The sequence below is a fragment of the Cohnella sp. OV330 genome, assembly GCF_900112065.1.
Lineage (GTDB): Bacteria > Bacillota > Bacilli > Paenibacillales > Paenibacillaceae > Cohnella.
Window position 1 is genome coordinate 36,873 of record NZ_FOKE01000016.1, and the last position, 20,537, is coordinate 57,409.

The following is a 20,537-nucleotide window of genomic DNA, read 5'->3' on the forward strand; positions in this document are numbered from 1 at the left end:
CTGCTTTTCAACCGTGCCCGCACACGCCTGTCCCCTCCGGAATATCCTGCTAATGGAATCTTACTCTATGCAGGAAGGATGATTCGGGATGGTTGGTTCACTGACGCATTGGATGGAGGTCGCCCTGTGGGTTGTTCTTGGCTCGATGGCGGTCGACTTCCTGGTCGGACTCTTCCAGTCGCTCCAAGGCAACAAGCTTGTTAACGCGAATGAAGCGGTTCTCGTCTACTTGAGGGAGATCGTCGTCTATGTGCTGCCGCTCTTCATTCTGGCGGGTATCGCTTCGATGGACGAGACGGGTTGGATCGTCAAAACGGCTTATTATATAGGGGCTGTCGCCGTCGTCATCAAGTACTTGAAGGACATCAAGGCGAAGCTGTAACCGCAGCGAACGCGCCCCATCTCGAACTCGGCCCTCTGCCGTTCAGGCGGAGGGCTTTTTGGCGTTCAGGCGAATATTCCTGCTTCTTAGATCGCCGCTATTCCACAATCTCTTCCACCTTCTCCTGGAAGAACAGTTTGTAAATGTGCGTAAACAAAATTTTAACGACAATATAGAACGGGATACTCAGCAGCATGCCCAGCACGCCGGCGAGATCGCCGCCAAGCAGCAGGAGCACGATGATGGTCACGGGATGAATCGCCATCGTCCGCCCGAAAATGATCGGCGTCAGAATATGGTCCTGAATCTGCTGCGCAACCAGAATAATGATCAGCGACCAGAGCGCCATCATGGGAGATTGCATAAAAGCGACAACGAGCACCGGAACAGCCGATAGAATGGCGCCGATGTACGGAATAAAGTTCAGCACGACGGCTACTAGCACAAGCATCAGCGCATACGGAAGCCCGATAATCAGGAAGCCGACGTACATGAGACCGCCGAGAATGATGTTCAGCACGACCCGGCTTACGATAAACGAACCGAGTGCTTCGTCAATCTCCGACAGGGCTGCATGCCCTTCGGCCTTGTATTTGCGCGGCACCAGATACAAAAGGGAATCCTCGAGCTTGCGCCCGTCCTTGAGCATAAAGAAGAGAATGACCGGCACGACCCCGATCAGCAAGACGGCACGGGAAACGACGGAAATGATGTTCGTCAGGTACGTAGAGGCCCAAGCGGCCGCCTTTTGGGCGTATTCCGAAATTTTAGTTTCTATATCGACCGACTCCGGCAGGACGGAGGAGACCACGCTCCCGTCTTCGGTCTGATCCTGAACCTGATCGCTCAGGTCCTCCACGACTTCGGGCGCGTTGTTGATAAAAGTGTTCATCTGATCGCGCAGCGTCGGCCACACCAGCCAGACAAACAAGGCGATTAAACCTGCAAACACCAGATAAAGCAGCGTGACGGCAAGCCAACGCTTCATCCCCCGGTTATGTAGAAAACCGACGATCGGGCGGAGAAGGTAATAAAAAAAGCCGGACAGCGTAATCGGCAGGATCAAAATCTCGAACATCCGAACGATCGGCGCGAACATGAAGCGATCAAGGAAGAGAAGAAAGATCGCCAGCAGCACGAAAATAACGCTGATAATGATTCGAAAAAACTTCGCATGCGGCATGGCAGCTCCTCCTTTTGGCTCTATTACCCGCCGAATGAACGAACAGAAACCAGACGGCCTGCAGGAGAATTGCGCCAAAATAAGATAGCTATCGATTAGACAATTCATCATATAATGGTGAAGGTTAATAATAGCTGATAATGACAACTAACATGCGGGTGAAATATGGCCAAAAAAATCATGTTCACGGGCGGCGGCTCTGCTGGCCACGTCTCGGTAAACCTCGCTTTAATTCCGAGGTTTCAGGCTGAGGGTTGGACAGTCGAATACATCGGTTCGCATACGGGAATTGAGAAGCAACTGGTTGCGAACGTGCCGGGCGTTAAATATTTCGGCATTGCAACGGGTAAACTGCGAAGATATCTGGACTGGAACAACGTTAAAGACCCGTTCAGGGTCGTAAAGGGTGTTTTTCAGGCATCTCGCACGATCAAGCGCAGCAAGCCTGACGTGATTTTCTCCAAAGGCGGATTCGTCTCCGTACCTGTCGTTTTAGGTGCGAAGTTGAACCGAGTGCCTGTAATTATTCACGAATCGGATATAACGCCGGGACTGGCAAACCGGATTGCGATTCCATTCGCGACGAAGGTGTGTACGACGTTCTCCGATACGGACCGGCATCTGCCCGCGGGCAAAGCTCACTACGTCGGTCCCATCATCCGCGAGGCGCTTAATCGGGGTAGCTTGGCGCACGGAAGGGCATGGACCGGTTTCACGAACGATAAGCCGGTGCTTCTCGTTATGGGGGGAAGTCTGGGCTCTCGTAAAATAAACCTTGCGGTAAGAGAGGCGTTACCGAGCTTATTGGAACGTTATCAGGTTTTGCACCTTTGCGGCAAAAGTCAAACTGACGACACCGTGAGAGCTCCGGGTTACATGCAGGTAGAGTACATTCAAGACGAGCTGCCGGACGTTTTGACGATGACCGACCTCGTCGTTTCTCGGGCGGGAGCAAACTCGATTTTCGAATTTTTGCATCTCCGCAAGCCCATGCTGCTCATCCCCCTCACGAAGGCGCAGAGCCGAGGCGACCAAATTCTGAACGCAGAATCGTTCCGCAAAGCCGGCTACAGCGACGTGCTTCCGGAAGAGAATTTGACGGCGAAAGAGCTGGTATCCCGGATCGACCGGCTGTACGACAATCGGCAAACATACATCAAGCAAATGGAGGCAGGAGCACCACACACGGACGCGCTTGCGAATGTCATCGATCTGATCAAGCGAGTGGCGAAGGAACATTAATGCACGTACAATAAGCCGCCAAGGCCCTCGGGCTACATGGCGGCTTGTTGCCGTATAAATACTGATATGCTTAGCTTGGCTTTTCCTCAACGCCTACGGCAATCGTGTTATCGCTTCTTTATCATTTGCCCAGATGACACCTCCATAATAGCCAACATTTGCTCCAACTTTTGAACCCCTTGCTCCTCTTCAACTTGCGCAGTCTCAAGCAGAGAGATCGCGATCTCCGCATGCTCCGGTTTATTGGGTTCTCCACCCTGCCACATCGGGAACATTTCTCGCATTTTCACAAGTGCATCAGCAGCTTTTTGGTAATGTTCCGAGGCGGCAAGCGATAGCTCGGAAAGTTCGCTTCCGAAAACCGGCACTTCTTTCCAATCAGCCGAAACTCTTCTCAGGAACTCTGCGGCATATTCTCTAGCATCGCTGACAACTCCTGAATTATACGAGTTTCCAAGGTCTTCGACCGTTTGAGCTTCAAAAGCCTTCCTCCAAGCATGATATCCGGCAATTCCATTGCGGAACGGTTTACCGTCCAAGCGGGTAATAGGAACTCGAGCATGATCAATGATCATCTCGAGCGCATCGCGCAACGAATCGTTCTTATTCGCTTCAAAACTGCTCTCGATGCCGAATACGAACAATTCTCCAATCTGCCCATGCCCCAGTTTGGTATAAGGCAAGTCGTCATCCTTCACGACGTCCTTGCAGCGCAGCGTCTGGGCATCGTCGTCGTATCCGTAGATGACGCCGAATTCGGGGACGAACAAGTCCCATGCCATAACCGGAATACCGCGATCAATGCTTTTTTGGGCTAACGCCAAACCTGCTTCAATTTCTTCAAGCGTTGGGGCAACGGGAGGAGAAGTGATCGTCCCGACGTATTTGCACTTAAAGCCCAAATTATTCATTCCTCTGGCGAACGTACTTCCCCAGTCGAACGACGCAGTGGGGCCGGTGATATCCACCGTCTCCTCATGTATATTGATCATGAACGCAAGACCGGAATACCCCATAATATCGACTAAATCCAACTTCTTATCTGTGTAATGAATCATATTGGCCATCGCTTGCGCAGCCGTAGTCCAGGTTCCCGTATAATACTTTTTTTCGTCAGCAGTCAGAAGAAACACTCCCTCATTCAATATGGCGGAGGAGCAAGCGTGCGAGCCCGGGGGAGCCCGTTGTGTCTGCGATTACCAACGTATAGGCTGATGTGAACGCGCAATCGCTCTTGCTTGACTTTGCGTTTGGCGTTAGCGAGATGATTATATACGTTGGCCGTCGAAGTATGGAACAGTGCCGCTATTTCGTTTGGATTCAACTGCCGAAAGAAGAAGGCGTCGAAGATCTCCCTCTCTTTCGGGCCTAAACACAGCAGCAAGCCGCGGATGCTCTCAATCGTTTCTTTTCTCGACCAATATTCGGACGGATCGTTGTCATTGTCCCGCCTAGCCGCCGATTGACTTATTCGATACAAAATTCGCTCGATGTCCCGCCATTCATCCTCGCCGGAAGACGAGACAGAGGCGTGAATGTGCCCCTCCCAACTTGTAAGAGGCAACTCTTTGGCATAGATACCGCCTCGCCTTACCTTCATCAAAGCCTGATTGCGCACGATTCGATGGAGCCATGGTAAGAACCGCTGCGGATCGGCCAGAGATGCCACATGCAGAAAGGCTCTTACCAGCGCCTCCTGCACGATATCCTCGGCCAGGAACTCATCTTGAGCAATCGATCTCGCCAAGCGGTAGGCTTTGGTGCGGTGTCTTCGGATCAACTCTCCGAAAGCGGCAGAATCGCCTGATTTAGCTTGTTTGGTCAGTTCTTCGTCGCTTAGCGAATGCGTATCTCCGTCCGATCCTGCATCCTCCGGATGGAGCGGCGGATCAGTCTTCCGAGTATACGCACTCTTGTGCGAAGCCATTTCGACTCGCCCCCGAAGTTCGTCGGTTGTTCGCAAACAAGCACCCCTTTCCGCCTATATATTCGATGCCAATGCAAGCGGATATCTATAATCGCTCAAGAAAATAATTTCGTTTTTGATGATATTCCTGTGAGACATGGCATTATCCTGCCTTTAGTTCAACGACTCGCGCAATCAAGGAACATCTACGGTTCTACAGGTCTTGTTGACTCCATGTTGATTTGACTTACATGATACTCAGGGCCGGAGTCCTCGGATTCGAGGAGTTTCTACACTCTTATAACTAACAAAGGGATAAGAGAAATATGTTGTAAGTATTTTCATAAGCCGCTTGTTGACTTTGACTTCGGACAATAAAAAATACACCGCCTGGGCTTTAGGTCCACATGGCGATGTATTCGAAGTCTACATACTATTATGTCTTGCGTCAGTTTTCTTCATCCCCGACGGCTATTGGATTATCTTTAAAGGAAATCCAATCGCTCCAACTCCCTGCATACAATCTCACGTTCGTGTAGCCCGCCTCCTGCAGCGCCAGCACGTTCGGCGTAGCGGTGACGCCCGAGCCGCAGTACACGATAAGCGGCGCGTCCTTGGCCAGTCCCTCAAAGCGCGCGGCCTGCGCTGTCTCGTCGCGCCAGCTGCCTTGCTCGTTCAGCGCGTCCTTCCAGAAGCGGTTGATCGCGCCCGGGATATGCCCGGCCGCCTTGTCGAGCGGCTCGACTTCGCCGCGATAGCGCGCCGGCTCCCGCGAGTCGATGAGCGTCGCCTGGTCCGTGCCGAGCAGCTCGCGCACGTCATCGACCTCGGCAAGCATGCTGTGCTGCACCTCGGCCAGATACGGCGCAGGGATACGCACCTGCTGCTCCGCGTTCACCGGATAGCCGGCCTCGCGCCAGGCCGTGAAGCCTTGATCCAGCACGAAGACCTGGTCGTGTCCCAGATACTTCAATAGCCACCACAGCCGCGAAGCCATGGCGCCTCCTTGATCGTCGTAGGCGACGACGCGCGACGCATTGCCGATGCCCGCGCGGCTAAACGTGCCGGTGAGCTGCGCGGCGTCCGGCAGCGGGTGGCGTCCGCCGTGACCGTCGGGCTCGACCGGAGCGGACAGATCCTTTTCAAGATCGAGATAGACGGCACCCGGGATATGGGATGCTTCATAAGCCTCGCGGCCCGCATTCTCCTGGCCCTTGCCCATCTGGAAGCGGCAGTCGACGATGACGAGGTCCGATTCGTAGAGACGGGCCAGCAGCCACTTAAGCGATACGATATGATTCAAGGAACAACGCCTTCTTTCCGATAGGGGTATACAGGCATTATACCGGATCGGGCATCGCCGCCGGAAGGGCGAGCCCTCTGAGCGTGCAGCCTACGCCGCGAGCCGCGCCGCCGCACGGGCCGCTTTCCGGCTCGCCGCCGACGCGGCGGCCGCGACCGCGAGCAGAAGCAGCGCGAAGCCGGCCAGCAGCCACCTTGTCACGTCGCCGCCCAGCGCGTCCAGGCTCCAGCCGGCGAGCTTCGGCAGTACCGCGCCGCCGAACAGGCCGCACGCGATGAGCAGGCTCGTCGTGCGCTCCGTCATGCCAGGCGCGTAGCGGTTCGCGAAGACGAGCGCGATCGCGAACATGCCGCTCATCGCAAGACCGGCGACCGCCGCCAGTACAAACATCGGCGCCGCGCTGCCGAAGAAACCCATCAAAATAAAAGCAAGCGCCGCGATCCCGCACATTGACAGCAGATAAGACGTGCTGCCGATCCGGTCGGCCAGGTGGCCCGCGTACAGCCGGCCGATCGTCATGGCGCCCCAATACACGCCGAGCGCCAGCGCCGCGGTCGCTTCCGTGATGCTGCCCTCCTGCACGAGCAGCGTCGGCAGGTAGTGGGCGTAGCTCATCTCGAAGCCGACGTAGAGAAAGAAGAAAACGGCGCAGGCGATCAGCACCCAGCGCGCCGGGCCCGTGCCGAGCAGCGGAAGGCGTACGGACGCGTGCCGCTTGTTGCCGTCCGCACCAACCTGCGTGGCGCCGACCGGCGCGGCGTTGAGAATCGTCGGCCACAACGATGCCCACAGCACGACTGTGATCACGGCCAGGACGCCGACGACGCCGAACGCGAGCCGCCACCGGTCGATATCGATGAGGAGCGCGCCGACGAACGGCATCAGCAGCGCGCCGACGCCGAACGATACCTCCACGCGGCTCATCGCCACGTTTCCCCGCTCGCCCGCGGAGCCGATGATGAACGAGCCGACGACCGTTTCCGTAATTCCGAATCCGAAGCCCGCGACCGGCCCCAGGACGAGCATCGCGCCCCAAGGCGGCGCCAGCGTATATACGATCTCTGCCGCGGCCATCACCGTCATCGCGCCGAGCAGCAGCGCGCGCCTGCCGAGCGTTCGCATCAGCCAGGGCGCGAAGAGCGTCCCCGCGAGGCCTCCGAGAAATTGATTCATGACGAGCTGACCGCCGTCTCCGTACTGCACGCCGTATGCGCCGACCATCGGCTCCATCACCGCGCCGACCACGAGCTGTCCGAGACCGACCGTCAGATAGGCCAGACATCCTAACCAAATAAGCCGAATCATGAAAAGCGAACTCCTTCCGACCCGCCGTCCGGCGGATCCTTTCCGTCCAGCCCCTCCATCATAGCACGGCGTCCGCGCGAAGGTCATCGCGCATTTAGCCGTTCCTGTCGCCGATTTTGACCTCCGATGCGTCTTCAAACCCTGTCCCGTCCGGGCGTTCCCCCTTATAATAGATACCGGACAGCTTCACGGAGCACAACGATCAGACAGCTAGGAGGCCCGCCGCGATGAGCAAGCCGCAGTTCCATATCTGGCCGATGTCCGAATCGGACGCCGCGGCCGTATGCGAATGGCGCTACCCGGCGCCTTACGAGCAGTTCCGCTGGCCGTCCTGGCGGGCGATGACCCGCGACGGCAAGGAATTCGGGGATCCCGAGATCCGCAGGCGGCAGTACGTTTCCGTGTGCGACGAGAACAGCGCGCTGGTGGGTTATGCGCAATTTTTTCCGTTGGAGGGCGTCGTGCGTCTCGGCATGGGCATGCGTCCGGACCGGTGCGGACAAGGCGGCGGCGCCGCGTTTGCCCGTGCGATCGCGTTGGAGGCCGGCTCTCGCTATCCGGGGACACAGATCGACCTGGAAGTCGAGACCTGGAATACGAGGGCGGTCCGGGCCTATGAAAAGGCGGGCTTCAAAGTCGCGGACCAATATTCGCGTCAGGCGGCCCACGGGGAGGTAGACGTCTACTGCATGGTGTTCTGTGGATAACTTGAGTTTATCCGGATTTTATCCACAACTTGTCCACAAAAAGACCCGCTGCATCCACAATGCAACGGGTCTCTCTCGATTTCCTAGTCGAACAAATCGCCGAACACGTCCAGCACGCTTTTTTTCTTCTTTTTCTTATAATAATCGTTATTGTGCTTGCCATAAGGCTGCTGGTGCGAGTCGTAGGACTGCTGAGGCGGGTAGTTCGGCTGTTGCGCGTAGCGCCTGCGGTCGTCATCATCGTCGTCCCTGTAGTGCCATTCATTATACTCCGCGCGTACCTCGCGAACGTCGCTCATCAGCTTATCGAGCTCCCCGCGGTCCAGCCAGACGCCTTTGCAGCTCGGACAAACGTCGATCAGAATGCCGTTTTTCTCCACTTCGCGCATGCGCGAATCCGCGCAAATCGGACAATTCAACTTGATCTGCCTCCTTTGCCTGTTTTCCTCTACTACGGATGAATGCGCTGCCGGTTGCAAATCGCGGCGCGGCGCACTTTTTCTTCATAAAAACATCGCGCGGCCTCTAACACTTTGATTGGAAGATGTCGATAAACGTATTACCGTGTCGCTGGAAGGGCCCTCTTCCGCTTCTACAAGAATCTATTAGATATTCGGGGTGCGAACTGCATGAAAAACACAACTGTGATCGGCCTGGTCCTTGGTTTCGTCTCATTGATCGTAGGGATGATCCTTAAGGGCGCGCCGCTAGGCTCATTAATCAGCAATCCAGCCGCTTACGTCATCATCGTGGTCGGCACGATCGCGTCCGTCTGCATGGCCTTCCCGATGCGCGATCTCGCGAAGGTCCCGAAGCTGTTCAAGCTCATCTTCTCCGAGCCGAAGCTCCTCTCCCGCCAGGAAGTCATCGGCATGTTCGTCGACTGGGCGTCGATCACGCGCCGCGAAGGCCTGCTGGCGCTTGAAGCCCGCGTCGAAGAGATCGAGGATCCCTTCCTGAAAAGCGGGATGCGCATGATCATCGACGGCAACGACCAGGACTTCGTGCACGACGTGCTGCTCGAGGATATCTCGGCGACCGAGGACCGGCATAAATCCGGCGCCTTGATCTTCTCGCAGGCAGGCATGTACGCGCCGACGCTCGGCGTGCTCGGGGCCGTCGTCGGCCTCATCGCCGCGCTCGGACACCTTGAGGACATGGGCGAGCTCGCCCACGCCGTCGCGGGCGCTTTCGTCGCGACGCTCCTCGGTATTTTCACGGGTTACGTCCTCTGGCACCCGATCGCCAACAAGCTGAAGCGCATGTCCAAGCGCGAAGTGCAGCTGAAGTTGATGATGGTCGAAGGACTGCTCTCCATCCAGTCCGGCGTATCCACGACGGCGATCCAGCAGAAGCTGTCCGTCTTCCTGACGCCGACCGAGCGCCTGGCCATGGCCGAGAAGGGAGATTCGGACCGTGAGCAAAAAGCATCGGCATGAAGAACACGAGGAGCACCCGGACGAATCCTGGCTGCTCCCCTACTCCGACCTCATGACGTTGCTGCTCTCTCTGTTCATCGTGCTTTACGCGGCGAGCTCGGTCAACGTCTCCAAGCTTGAGGAGCTCAGCCAGGCGTTCAAGACCGCTTTCTCCTCCGGCATCAGCATCCTCGACAAGTCCGCCGCCGTTCAGAGCGAGGCGAACGACCTGGGCAAGCGGCAGCGCGAAGAGCGAGCCGACACGAACAAGGATAAAGATTCGATGACGCGGACGGAGCAGAGCAACCGCCAGACGCTCGCCAAGCAAGAGCAGGAGAATCTCGAGAAGTTGAAAAAGCAGCTCGACCAGTACATCAAGAAGGGCGGCCTGTCGAGCCAGCTCGAGACGAACCTGAACCAGTCCCAGCTCATGATCACGATCCGGGACAACGCGCTCTTCCCGTCCGGCACCGCCGACGTGAAGCCCGAAGCCCGCAAGCTTGCCGTCGCGATCGGCAACATGCTCAAGGCCTATCCCGATTACGAGATTATCGTCTCCGGGCATACGGACAACCAGCCGATCAGCACGTTCGAGTTCGCTTCGAACTGGGAGCTGAGCTCCAAGCGCGCGATCAACTTCATGAAGATTCTGCTGGAGAACCAAGCGTTCGACCCGCGCAACTTCAGCGCGATCGGCTACGGCGAATACCGCCCGCTCGACTCGAACGACACCGATGCCGGCCGATCCAAGAACCGCCGCGTCGAAGTCTCGATCCTCCGCAAATACACGGACAATACGACGGAGAGCATGCAGCTGGACGCGATCGCGCACGAGGCCTCCGCCATCAACGTGAACTAAATGCAAAATACCCCTTCAGTCTTCGGACAGAAGGGGATTTTTATGTATGTGGAGTGCATGAGGCGGCTTCGGCGGTGGCGCGTTGGCCATCGCCTGTTGTAGAGAAGGCGATGAGGCGGAACGGAGCCGCTCGAGCGCATCGCCTGCTGTAGAGAAGGCGATGAGGCGGAACAGAGCCGCTCGGGCGCCATCCACTGCTGTAGAGAAGGCGATGAGGCGGAACAGAGCCGCTCGGGCGCCATCCACTGCTATAGAGAAGGCGATGCGACTTTTCCCGGCTGCGTGAGAGCCATCGCCTCTCCTAGTGAAGGCGATGCGACTTTTCCGGGCCTCGTGGGAGCCATCGCCTCTTCTAGTGAAGGCCATGCGTCTTTCCAGGGCCGCGCAGGAGCCATCGCCTCTCCTAGTGAAGGCGATGCGACTTTTCCGGGCCTCGCGGGAGCCATCGCCTCTTCTAGTGAAGGCGATGCGTCTTTCCAGGGCCGCGCAGGAGCCATCGCCTCTCCTGGTGAAGGCGATGGCCCCTCCCAAGACCCCAGCTCCCTAGAGCCGCTCAGTCCGACTCCGCCTTCGCCTCCGCCCCGGGCGCCGCCTGCTCCGGGTGCTGCAGCCCCGCGCCTTCCTCCCATCTCCGCAGCAGGCCCGCCAGCTCCGCCCAGGTCACCGCCCTGCCTGCCGCCGGCGCCGGCCCTTGCACCAATCCGCGCGCGAGCAGCCATTGCAGCTCAGCCCCGTCCGCCGCTACCTCTCCCGTGCGCGACGCATCCTGCTGCGCTTCGCCGTCAGCCCTCTTTTCCGTACCGCCTACGCCATATACGCTGCTGTTCATTCGGCTCTCTCCTCCTTTGCCTGCCCACTCCAGCATCCGCCGCCAAATCGCGACCGTACCGCTGCCGTCCCTGCGCGCCGGGTGAATGACGCCGTCCAGGTCCTCCCAATAGGTCCACTTCCGATAGATCGCCGGCCGCCCCGGAGCGCCCGTCGCCGGCTCGCTCGCTTGCACGAACCGCTCGGGAAAAACATACCTCGCAAGCCGCACGAGATGCGCCTCCACCGCCTGCTCGATCGCGTCCCCCTGAAAGCCCGTACCGCCCCATCCCACCGCTAGGCCAGACCCGCCTGTAGCTGCCCAGTTCAGGCCTTCCTCGCCCCTGCCTCGCCAAGCGTTCGTCTCGTGCACGGCGTGGCAGAACGCCAGGTCCCCGCGCAATCCATGCCGCTCGCCCGCCGCGAGATAGCGCTCGGCCAGATCCGGCGCTTCGGGATTGCGCCTCGCGACATACCCTCGCATCTCGTCGGCCGTGCAGCGCGCAGCGCCGAGTATTGGCGTCTTGCCCGCCGGCGTCAGATCGGTCGCCTGCCGGAACCGTTCCGTCCATCCCCTTTTTCTCAATCCGCATGCCTCCTCCTCCGCTCCCAGCCAGGGCGGCTCGTCTACATGCTATGTATATTCGCGTTCAGCCTCTCATTTGAACTTCTTTTGCACTCTGTTACAATAAAAATCAGTTATACCCACACCCTTGCACAATATGTGAATAACTCTGTGGAAAAGCCTGAAGTTATCCACAAAACTATACACACCATGTTAACAACGAATGCATGTTCGCGGGATGAGCGAGAGGAGAACAAGGTACGTGACGGAAGACGAGAGATGGATGCTGGAAGCGATCAAGCAGGCGGAGATGGCGGAAAAACTGGGCGAGGTGCCGATCGGCGCGGTCGTCGTCAAAGAGGGGCGAATCGTAGGCGCGGGATACAACTTGCGGGAGACGAGCCTGGATCCGACTTCTCATGCGGAGATGGTCGCCATACGGCAAGCCAGCGACTCGCTGGAGGCGTGGCGCTTGCTGGGTTGCACGCTGTACGTGACGCTCGAGCCCTGCCCGATGTGCGCCGGCGCGATTCTCCAGTCCCGCGTCGAGCGGGTCGTGTACGGCGCCCCTGATCCGAAGGCGGGCTGCGTCGGCACGCTGATGGATCTGCTGCAGGACGCGCGCTTCAATCATCGGGCCGAATGGACCTCCGGCGTCCTTCAGGAGCCGTGCTCGGACTTGCTCAGGCATTTTTTCAGGCGGCTTCGGTCAAGAAAGTGAAGGCGGCGTCTCTTCGTCGGACTTGGCCTCGGACTTCCTCAGGCTCTGCTCTTCCATATGCATGCGCTGCAGCTGGACGATGAGGCGATCCGCCTCTTCGCTGACGGCGACGATCTCCGGGTCGGTCAGCTTGTCCATCTGGGCGGCCATCTCGCACAGCCTGCGCTGAAGCTGCTCGAGACGATAGATTAATGGGTGGGGATCCAATGCGGCTCCGCCCCTTTCTGTGGGAATCGCTAAGATGCATAGCAGCCTTGCAGCCGTGCGAATGAGTATACTTATTATAAAGGAAGAAGTTTTCGATTAATGTTGAATAATGTCGAGCAAATCGAGTTAATTTCTCTCATTTTTTGACATCCATATTTTTGCAAAATGTTACATCTGCTGTAGACACGGAGAAAGGAGCGCGAGCATGAGTCGACATCTTCTGCTGGTCGAAGACGACGCTTCCTTGCATCGCGGCATCGAATTCACGCTGCGTCAGGAGGGGTTCGGCGTGACCGGCGTCTATAATCTGGCAGATGCCAGGTCTGCGGCGGCCGGACGCGAGCAAGCCTTCGACCTGATCGTGCTGGATGTCCAGCTGCCGGACGGGAGCGGCTTCGACTTCTGCGCGGAGCTTCGCGCGGGGCGTGACGCGACGCCGATCGTGTTCCTGACCGCGAGCGATACGGAGCTGGACGTCGTGCGGGGACTCGATCTGGGCGGAGACGACTATATTACGAAGCCGTTCAGGCTGCGCGAGTTTCTGTCGCGGATTCATGCGGTGCTCAGAAGGAGGGGCCCCAGCCCGAGCCCCGCTGCAGCTGCGGACGAACCTGCGCTGGCGTCGGGCAACTTGCGGCTTCACGCAGCCGAGATGCGGCTGCTCAAGGAGGGCATCGAGGTGGCGCTCAGCGTGACGGAGTTCAGGCTGCTGTCGCTGCTGATGACCCACCCGCGCGCCGTCCTGTCCAAGGAGCAGATCCTGCGGCAGCTGTGGCAGCACGACGGGGCGTTTATCGACGACAATACGGTCGCCGTCAACGTCCGCAGGCTCCGGGAGAAAATCGAAGACGACCCCCAGCAGCCGCAAAAAATCGTGACCGTGCGCGGCGCGGGGTACAAATGGAACGGTTAGCGGACAGCCGCGGAGACGGCGGACGCGAGGCGGGAGAAAGCGCCGCGCTATCGCAGGACAAGCCCCACCGCTCGTTCAAGCCTGGATGGCGGCGCATGTGGCGCAGCGCGGGCGTTCGGCGGCTAGCCGTGATCTTTCTGCTCGCATTCGGGACGGCCGCGACGCTGCTGTGGGCGTACTCGGCGTACAGCGCCGACCGGCTGAGCAAGGATTGGATCGCCCGGGAGACCGTCGCCCTGGGCGCGCTCGCGGCGCGCGATCCGGCGCTCGCGGAAGCGTGGGCCCAGCAGCTTGCCGCGGGAGACGCGACGCTCGCGGATGCCGCGCTCGGGCGCGAGCTCGCCGCCCGCTACGGCATCGACGGCGAGCTGGACGCCGCGCTGGTCCCGCTGGCCGAGCGGCGGCGCTCGCGCGAGTGGCCGCTGCTCGCGGCCGGCGTCTTCGGGCTGCTCGCCGCGCTGCTGCTCGCCCTGCTGCGCGAATCGCGGCTGCAGCTGGCCGAAGTGCGCGGCCTCGCCGGCTCGCTGGAGTCGGCCGTCAAGGAGAATCGGCCAATGAAGTTCCGCATCTACGCCGAAGGCGAGCTGGGGCTCCTGGCGCATCAGGTCCAGGAGCTGTCGCTGCGCCTGCAGGAGACGATCGCGCAGCTGAACCGGGACAAAGACTTCCTCCGCGACACGATCGCGGACATCTCCCACCAGCTCAAGACGCCGCTCGCCTCGCTCACCGTCTATGTCGAGCTGCTGCAGGGCGGCGGGGTCGGCCCGGCGGAGCAGGATGAATTCCTGCGGACGTGCGCGCGCGAATTGGAACGCATGGAATGGCTCATTCAGATGCTGCTGAAGCTTGCCAGGCTGGAGGCGGGCAGCCTCCCGATGCAGCTCGAGCGGGCGCCGATCGCCGAGACGGTAAGAGCGGCGACCCATACGATCGGGCGCCTCGCCGAGGAACGGCAGATCGAGATCCGCTTCGAGGGGCCGGCGGAGCCGATCAGCGTGCCGCACGACCCGAGATGGCTGGCGGAGGCGCTCGCCAATCTCGTCAAGAACGCGGTCGAGCACAGCCCGCCGCACGGCATCGTTAAGATCGCCTGGGAGACGACGCCGATTTTCGTCCGTCTCCGCGTGACCGACCAAGGGGCGGGGATCGATGCGCGGGACGAACCGCATATTTTCAAGAAATTCTACCGCGCCTCATCCGGCAAGACAGGCGGCAGCGGCGTCGGGCTCGGCCTCCCGCTCGCCAAGACGATCGCGGAGCGCCACGGCGGGATGCTGGCTGCCGGCAGGACCGAAGAAGGCGGCACGGTATTCACCCTGACGCTGCCGCTCGCGCAGCTTCCCGCATCTTAGCTTCCTTACAGATCTGTAAGCGGCCGCGCCTTCCCCTGTAAGGTTGAGCCTCTATACTGAACCTCGTGAACGGAAAGACCGCAATCGCGAGGAAAGGATGATCCGCCCCTATGAACGTCATTGAAGCTGCCGGACTCTCCAAGTCTTACGGCAAAGACAGCACGCTCGTCGAAGCGCTAAAAAACGTATCGTTCTCCATCCCCCAAGGCGAGTTCGTCGCCATCGTCGGCGCCAGCGGCTCCGGCAAGAGCACGCTGCTGCACCTGCTCGGCGGCCTCGACCGGCCGACCGGCGGCGCCGTCCGCATCGACGGCGAGGATCTCTACGCCTTGAAGGAGTCGCAGCGCGCGGTTTTCCGCCGGCGCAAGATCGGCTTCATTTTCCAATCGTACAACCTGATTCCCGTCCTGAACGTCGAAGAGAACATCACGCTCCCGCTCCTGCTCGACCACAGGCAGCCGGACAAAGCCTACGTCCGCGAGCTGATCGACACGCTCGGTCTCGGCGAACGCCGCAAGCATCTGCCCTCCGAGCTGTCCGGCGGCCAGCAGCAGCGCGTGGCGATCGGCCGCGCGCTCGCCTACCGTCCGGCCATCGTGCTCGCGGACGAGCCGACCGGCAACCTCGACAGCGCGAACGGGCGCGAGGTGCTTGAGCTGCTGAAGCTGGCCGTACGCCAATTCCACCAGACGGTCGTGATCATTTCGCACGACATGAACGTCGCCGCCGAAGCCGACCGCGTGCTGCGCATGCAGGACGGGAAGCTCGTCAGCGACAGCCGCGGAGGCGTGGTCCAATGAACGGCTACGGCGCACTCGCGGGCAAGTACCTGAAGCAGCAGAAAAGACGCACCGTGCTGACGATCGTCGGCATCCTGCTCTCCGTCGCGCTCATCAGCGCGCTCGGCACGATGGGCCAGAGCATGAAGGACAACTTGGTCGACAAAACGGTCTACGACTACGGCGCCTTCCATATCGGCTACGGAGACGCTACGCCGGAGCTGCTGGAGACGCTGCAGCATCATGCGCTCATCAAGAAGGCCGGCGCGATACGAAAGGGCGAGGTTACGCCGCTCGCGAAGGGCTACGAACTGCAGCTCGCCGAATCGACGACCGCCGGGTTCGAGTTGGCGCCGATCCATCTGCTGAAGGGCCGTTTCCCCTCTGCGGCGGGAGAAGCCGTCGTCGAGGAGTGGGCGCTGACCCAGCTGCCGGGCGCGCCGGGCCTTGACGGCCGCGCCGAGCTGGTGAAGCCCGACGGCTCGAAGCAGACGTATACGATTGTCGGCGTGCTGAACAACCAACGCACCAATATGACCTATGGCACTGGCGCCGCCTATGCCTGGATGGACGACGCGGCCGCGCTGGCCGACGTAGTACCCGGCACGAACCTATCCGTCGCCGCCGTCTTCAAGCGGGGCGTCGACATCAGCTCGCACTTGCCCGAGTTCGAGAAGCTGAGCCCGAAGACGTTCGGCACGAACGCGCAGCTGCTCGCGCTCAAGGGCGAGACCTCCGACAGGAGCCTGAACCTGTCGCTCATCATCATTTTCAGCGTGCTCATCGGCCTCGTCGTCCTCTCGACGATCGCGGTCATCTACAACGCCTTCAACATCGCCGTGCTCGAGCGGATGCGGCACTTCGGTCTGCTCCGCACGATCGGCGCGACGCCGTCGCAGCTGCGCGGCATCGTCTTCCGCGAGGCGGGGCTGCTCGCGCTGTACGGCATCCCGGCCGGGCTCCTCGTCGGCTGCGGCGGGCTCTGGCTCGTGCTCGAGGCGATGTCCGCGGCGGGCTTCAACATCCTCACTTTCGACGGCTTCAAGCTCACGCTGCACGCCTGGATCCTCGTCGGCAGCGCGATCGTCGGCCTGCTCGCGGTGATGCTCGCGGCCTGGCTGCCCGCTCTTAAAGCGAGCCGCGTATCGCCGGTCGACGCCGTCAGAGGCACCGGCAATATCGTCCGCGACAGCTACAAGCGCGTGAGGCTGCCTTCCGTCCTCCGCCTGCTCGGCATCGAAGGCGACATGGCGTCCAAGAACATCAGGCGCAACCGGTCCAAGTTCCGCATCACGGCCTTTTCGATCGTTGTCAGCATCACGCTGTTCATCGTCTTCCACTACTTCGCGCAGGAAGCGTTCAAGGTCGCCGTGGACGACTCCAGAGACGACCAGGTCGCTTACCAGCTGCTGTCCGCCTTCACGCAGGCGGAAGACGTACGCCTAGGGAGCCCGGCGCAGGATCTGTTGGACGCAAAGACGATCGCGGACATCGAGGCGCTCCCCGGCGTCGCGCATGTCTACGAGCGCTATCATATGCCGGACGCGCAAGTCTACCTGCCAAGCGCGGTGCTTAATCGCGATTATCTCTCAAGGATGGAAGAGGACGTTTTCGCCAAGTCGACGCTCGGCGGCGAAGAGATTCGAATCGTGCCCGCGTACACGACCCTGTATGACGAGGAACGGATGAAGCAGGCCGAGCCGTATCTCATCGCCGGTACGGCGGATCCGGCCAAGCTGTCCGAGACGAACAGCGTCCTCATCGTGCAGAAGGTGAAGCCGTACGTCGAAGCGGACAACAAGAAATACAATATGGAGCTGGCCAGCCTGGCGGTGGGCGACAAGCTCTCGCTGAACTTCGGGACGCAGGAGCAGCCGTTGATGCGCGAGGTGCGCGTCGGCGGCATCCTGAGCCAAGCGCCGTTCAGTCCGACGACCCTCGGCACCCAGCTTTACGTGATCGGGACGAAGACGACGTACGCCGCCCTGCTGAAAGGCGTTCCGGCCGAGACGGCGCCGAACGGCACGGCCCTGCGGGGTCTCGATATCGCGCTGGCCGACGGCGCGGACGGAGCGCCGGTCAAGCAGGCGCTGCAAGCGATGGCCGACAAGGATCCGTCGATTCGCCTCGTCGACTTTTTGGAAGAACAGCGGCAGGTGCGCCAGTTCAATCTCCAGATGAGAATTTTCATCTATGGCTTCCTCGGCGTCATCGCCCTGATCGGCAGCTTGAACATCGTCAACACGGTGCAGACGAATCTCATGCTGCGACGCCGCGAATTCGGCCTGCTGCAGGCGGTGGGCATGACTATGGGCCAGCTGCGCCGCATGGCGACGCTTGAAGGCGTCTGGTTCGGCGTCATCGGCGCCTTCTGGGGCCTGCTGCTCGGAATCGGCATCAGCTACTTGCTGTATTACCAGCTGAATAACATGGAGGGCATGGCGTTCTCCTTCCCGGTGACGGGCGCGATCATCTCCTGCGTCTTTGCGCTCGGGGTCGGTCTGCTGTCCGTACAGGGTCCGCTTCGCAAGATTGCGAAAGCGAGCGTCGTGGAGGAGCTGCGGGAAGAGGCATAATCGTATTATCGCAAAATAAGGGGCTGTCTCAAAGGCCCCCCGATGACGAAGCAAAAGCCAAAATAGCCAAACGGTACGAAGCGGAGGATTCCCTGCTTCGTACCGTTTGCGTTTTAAGTCTATACAGCTTGCATGCCGATAATGGCGCATTTGTATCTCGTTGCCGCCACGTAACGCGATACTCAACTTAGCGCAAAATTGCGCTATGCTCGCAAGCACGGACTTCACGCTTCGCTATGCTTGGCCCCGAAATGCGAGGAAGCGATATCGGCGCCCCGACGCTTCGCGCCGGAAGCCCGGAACTCGCTGGGCGTCACGCCTACGCTGGCTTTGAAGGCCCGGCTGAACGGATGAATGCCGGTAAATCCAACGTCTTCGGCGATTTGGGTCAGCGTCGTATTGCTCTCCAGCATCCGCAGCTTCGCCTGCTCGATTCGGACGTGCGTCACGTATTTGTGGACGGTCGTCTTTAATTGGTCCTTGAACAGCGCGCTTAAATGGTTGGCCGAGATGCCCGCTTGGTCGCCGATGCCGGCATTGTCCAACTGCGGGTCCCCGTAGCGCTTGTTGATGTAGGCAAGGCTTTTTTCGATAGACACCCAGCTCCTGGTCATCTTCCCCTCGCGACCTTGCCCTTCGGCCTGGCACTTGAAGAACGCGTACAACAGCTCCGTACATAGCGCCTTCAGCAAAAGCGACCCGTGCGGGCCGCCTTCGGCATGAACCTGAAGCATCGTCATGAGCTTGCGCTTCAGCTCGATCCGGTCCTGCGGCCGCACATGGGCGATCGGCACGATCGACGCCAGCGCCGTCTCTTTTTCCGCTATCGTCCGCTGCCTGCTCGTCATCGTGCCGAGCTCTCTCCACGTACTCCGTTCCTCGTCGTAGTAGAGATCGAAGTGGCAGACCCACTGGATCAAAGGAATCGCGGAGGTCGTGCGAATTATATGGGGCATGAAGGACGGCATCAGCAGGAGGTCCCCCTCCTTGACCGCGTACCTCACCCCGCTTAAGATGAAGTCGGCCTCCCCTTGCTCGACATACGTAAATACATGGTCGTAGTCGATCCATTCCCCGTACAAGGAGCCGGACTCCGACACTTTGACCGTCCGTACGAACGGAGAGACGGTGTGCATCCAAGCTTCTATGGCCCGCCCCTCCTCCATTGAACGGCCCTATCCTGTCTCGTACGCTATTCGCGCCAATCGAACAGGACGCCGTGATAACGATCTTTGTCGAACCGCAAACCTTCATACGCGGACGGCGCTTCCGCCGGCTTCAGCACGTGGCTGATCAACGGCTCGATCTTCAGCTTGCCGCGCTGCATAAGGCCGTATACGATCCGGGAATTGCGCACCATGGAATGCTTGACGAACGGGTCCGGCTCGACCGGGAAACGCCATTCGTGCGCTCCCTTGAACGTGATGCAGCCGCGATCGTTCAGGTGGCAATAGTTGAGCACGTCCGTCAGATCCGCGTTGTACTCGCCTCGCGGGCTCCCGAGCAGGATCAGCTCTCCCGACTTGGCGATCCAGCCCAGACTTTCCGCAGCGACCTTGGACAGCCCCGTCGCCTCGATATGCGTCGAGACGCCGACACCGCCCGTCAATTCGGCCACCCGCGCCTTACCCTCGCCCAAGCTGCTGTCATAGGTCTCGAACAAGCCGCAGATCTCGGCGATGCGACGGCGCTCGGCGGACAAGTCCATCCCGATGACGTCCGCGCCTTGCAATTGGGCCAGCTGCGCCGCCATGTTGCCGATCAGTCCGAGCCCGGTGACGCTGACCGCATCGCCGAGCTCTATATTAGATACGCGGACTGCGGTGAAGGCTACCGTCGCCATGCGCGTGAACGGCGCCCACCGCAGGTCCAAGCCCGCAGGAACCTCCAGAAACGTGCCGCGCGTCGAGACGACCTGGTAGCGGGAATGGTCCCCGTAATGGAAGACAATATCCCCTTTGCGCCACCGCTGCTCGTCCGCGCCCGTCTCGACAATCTCGCTGACCGACGCGTAACCCGGCGTCCCCGGCATCCCGAACCAGCTCTCGTTGCCGGACAGGCAGGCCAGCTCCGTGCCCGGGCTGATGAGCGTATACAGCTTCTTGACGACGACCTCGTCGGCCGCCAAGGCCGGCGCTGCGAATGTTCCCTCTTGGACCTCGACTTGCCATGGCTTCGCGAACACGACGCTTTGGTTGATCATGGTTGCCACACCCTTTAGTTTACTTTAGATTGCGTTTCTTTCAATGTAACGATTTCGGACAGGGAAGTCTTTAAGATAAACCCTGATCTTTTATCAAAAAGTAAGGGAC

At 59.9% G+C, this 20,537-nt stretch carries 20 protein-coding genes; 10 read left to right on the plus strand and 10 right to left on the minus strand.

All coding sequences use genetic code 11. The features are described from left to right. Window positions 1–88 precede the first annotated feature (88 nt). On the plus strand, window positions 89–382 hold the full coding sequence (locus BM235_RS28775) for a hypothetical protein (protein WP_090117712.1): 294 nt from the start codon (window positions 89–91) through the stop codon (window positions 380–382). Window positions 383–479: 97 nt separating this feature from the next. Here the strand turns inward: BM235_RS28775 and BM235_RS28780 are convergent, their stop codons facing one another. Beyond that, on the minus strand, window positions 480–1,565 hold the full coding sequence (locus tag BM235_RS28780; RefSeq protein ID WP_158544123.1) for an AI-2E family transporter: 1,086 nt from the start codon (window positions 1,563–1,565) through the stop codon (window positions 480–482). Window positions 1,566–1,730: 165 nt separating this feature from the next. Here BM235_RS28780 and BM235_RS28785 point away from each other — a divergent pair, with 165 nt between their 5' ends. Continuing rightward, complete coding sequence (locus tag BM235_RS28785; protein ID WP_090117714.1) at window positions 1,731–2,807, plus strand: undecaprenyldiphospho-muramoylpentapeptide beta-N-acetylglucosaminyltransferase; 1,077 nt, start codon at window positions 1,731–1,733, stop codon at window positions 2,805–2,807. A 107-nt stretch (window positions 2,808–2,914) separates the two neighbouring features. On the opposite strand, the gene BM235_RS28790 is transcribed toward BM235_RS28785, so the two are convergent. The 4 genes from BM235_RS28790 to BM235_RS28805 form a co-directional block, all read right to left on the minus strand. Continuing rightward, a complete protein-coding gene (locus BM235_RS28790; RefSeq protein WP_143106749.1) occupies window positions 2,915–3,874 on the minus strand; it encodes a hypothetical protein in 960 nt (319 codons plus the stop codon). Between the two features lie 74 nt (window positions 3,875–3,948). Beyond that, complete coding sequence (locus BM235_RS28795) at window positions 3,949–4,734, minus strand: RNA polymerase sigma factor (RefSeq protein WP_090117716.1); 786 nt, start codon at window positions 4,732–4,734, stop codon at window positions 3,949–3,951. 427 nt (window positions 4,735–5,161) lie between these two features. Next, window positions 5,162–6,016 (minus strand): sulfurtransferase, encoded by an 855-nt coding sequence (locus tag BM235_RS28800; protein ID WP_090117717.1) that lies wholly within the window; start codon window positions 6,014–6,016, stop codon window positions 5,162–5,164. A 90-nt stretch (window positions 6,017–6,106) separates the two neighbouring features. Continuing rightward, complete coding sequence (locus BM235_RS28805) at window positions 6,107–7,321, minus strand: MFS transporter (protein ID WP_255374647.1); 1,215 nt, start codon at window positions 7,319–7,321, stop codon at window positions 6,107–6,109. A 227-nt stretch (window positions 7,322–7,548) separates the two neighbouring features. Here BM235_RS28805 and BM235_RS28810 point away from each other — a divergent pair, with 227 nt between their 5' ends. Then, window positions 7,549–8,028: a GNAT family N-acetyltransferase gene (locus BM235_RS28810; RefSeq protein ID WP_090117718.1), complete on the plus strand. Its 480-nt coding sequence runs from the start codon at window positions 7,549–7,551 to the stop codon at window positions 8,026–8,028. An 83-nt stretch (window positions 8,029–8,111) separates the two neighbouring features. On the opposite strand, the gene BM235_RS28815 is transcribed toward BM235_RS28810, so the two are convergent. After that, a complete protein-coding gene (locus tag BM235_RS28815) occupies window positions 8,112–8,447 on the minus strand; it encodes a TFIIB-type zinc ribbon-containing protein (protein ID WP_090117719.1) in 336 nt (111 codons plus the stop codon). 210 nt (window positions 8,448–8,657) lie between these two features. On the opposite strand from BM235_RS28815, the gene motA reads away from it, so the two are divergent. Together motA and BM235_RS28825 are read left to right on the plus strand one after the other, a co-directional pair. Beyond that, window positions 8,658–9,467, plus strand: coding sequence for a flagellar motor stator protein MotA (gene motA / locus BM235_RS28820; RefSeq protein WP_090117720.1), 810 nt, complete (start codon window positions 8,658–8,660; stop codon window positions 9,465–9,467). After that, complete coding sequence (locus tag BM235_RS28825; RefSeq protein WP_090117721.1) at window positions 9,445–10,305, plus strand: flagellar motor protein MotB; 861 nt, start codon at window positions 9,445–9,447, stop codon at window positions 10,303–10,305. The genes motA and BM235_RS28825 overlap by 23 nt, the downstream gene beginning before the upstream one ends. 553 nt (window positions 10,306–10,858) lie before the next feature. Here BM235_RS28825 and BM235_RS28835 read toward each other — a convergent pair. Continuing rightward, a complete protein-coding gene (locus tag BM235_RS28835) occupies window positions 10,859–11,698 on the minus strand; it encodes a hypothetical protein (RefSeq protein ID WP_090117723.1) in 840 nt (279 codons plus the stop codon). Window positions 11,699–11,915: 217 nt separating this feature from the next. On the opposite strand from BM235_RS28835, the gene tadA reads away from it, so the two are divergent. After that, the gene (tadA, locus tag BM235_RS28840; RefSeq protein WP_090117724.1) at window positions 11,916–12,398 is read left to right on the plus strand and encodes a tRNA adenosine(34) deaminase TadA; all 483 of its coding nucleotides are present in this window, start codon (window positions 11,916–11,918) and stop codon (window positions 12,396–12,398) included. Here the strand turns inward: tadA and BM235_RS28845 are convergent. Further along, a complete protein-coding gene (locus BM235_RS28845; protein ID WP_143106750.1) occupies window positions 12,387–12,605 on the minus strand; it encodes an aspartyl-phosphate phosphatase Spo0E family protein in 219 nt (72 codons plus the stop codon). The two genes, tadA and BM235_RS28845, sit on opposite strands and share 12 nt — an antisense overlap. A gap of 205 nt (window positions 12,606–12,810) precedes the next feature. On the opposite strand from BM235_RS28845, the gene BM235_RS28850 reads away from it, so the two are divergent. The 4 genes from BM235_RS28850 (at window position 12,811) to BM235_RS28865 (ending at window position 18,225) form a co-directional block, all read left to right on the plus strand. Next, window positions 12,811–13,518, plus strand: coding sequence for a response regulator transcription factor (locus tag BM235_RS28850; RefSeq protein WP_090117726.1), 708 nt, complete (start codon window positions 12,811–12,813; stop codon window positions 13,516–13,518). Next, window positions 13,506–14,870, plus strand: a complete 1,365-nt coding sequence (locus BM235_RS28855) for a sensor histidine kinase (protein ID WP_090117727.1) — start codon at window positions 13,506–13,508, stop codon at window positions 14,868–14,870. The genes BM235_RS28850 and BM235_RS28855 overlap by 13 nt, the downstream gene beginning before the upstream one ends. A gap of 110 nt (window positions 14,871–14,980) precedes the next feature. After that, a complete protein-coding gene (locus tag BM235_RS28860) occupies window positions 14,981–15,670 on the plus strand; it encodes an ABC transporter ATP-binding protein (RefSeq protein WP_090117728.1) in 690 nt (229 codons plus the stop codon). Next, window positions 15,667–18,225: an ABC transporter permease gene (locus BM235_RS28865; protein WP_090117729.1), complete on the plus strand. Its 2,559-nt coding sequence runs from the start codon at window positions 15,667–15,669 to the stop codon at window positions 18,223–18,225. The genes BM235_RS28860 and BM235_RS28865 overlap by 4 nt, the downstream gene beginning before the upstream one ends. 224 nt (window positions 18,226–18,449) lie before the next feature. Here BM235_RS28865 and BM235_RS28870 read toward each other — a convergent pair whose 3' ends face one another. Both BM235_RS28870 and BM235_RS28875 read right to left on the minus strand, forming a co-directional pair. Continuing rightward, entirely contained in the window at window positions 18,450–19,391 is a 942-nt protein-coding gene (locus BM235_RS28870; RefSeq protein ID WP_090117730.1) for an AraC family transcriptional regulator, read from the minus strand. A gap of 26 nt (window positions 19,392–19,417) precedes the next feature. Next, entirely contained in the window at window positions 19,418–20,428 is a 1,011-nt protein-coding gene (locus tag BM235_RS28875; RefSeq protein WP_090117731.1) for a zinc-dependent alcohol dehydrogenase, read from the minus strand. Between the last annotated feature and the right edge of the window lie 109 nt (window positions 20,429–20,537).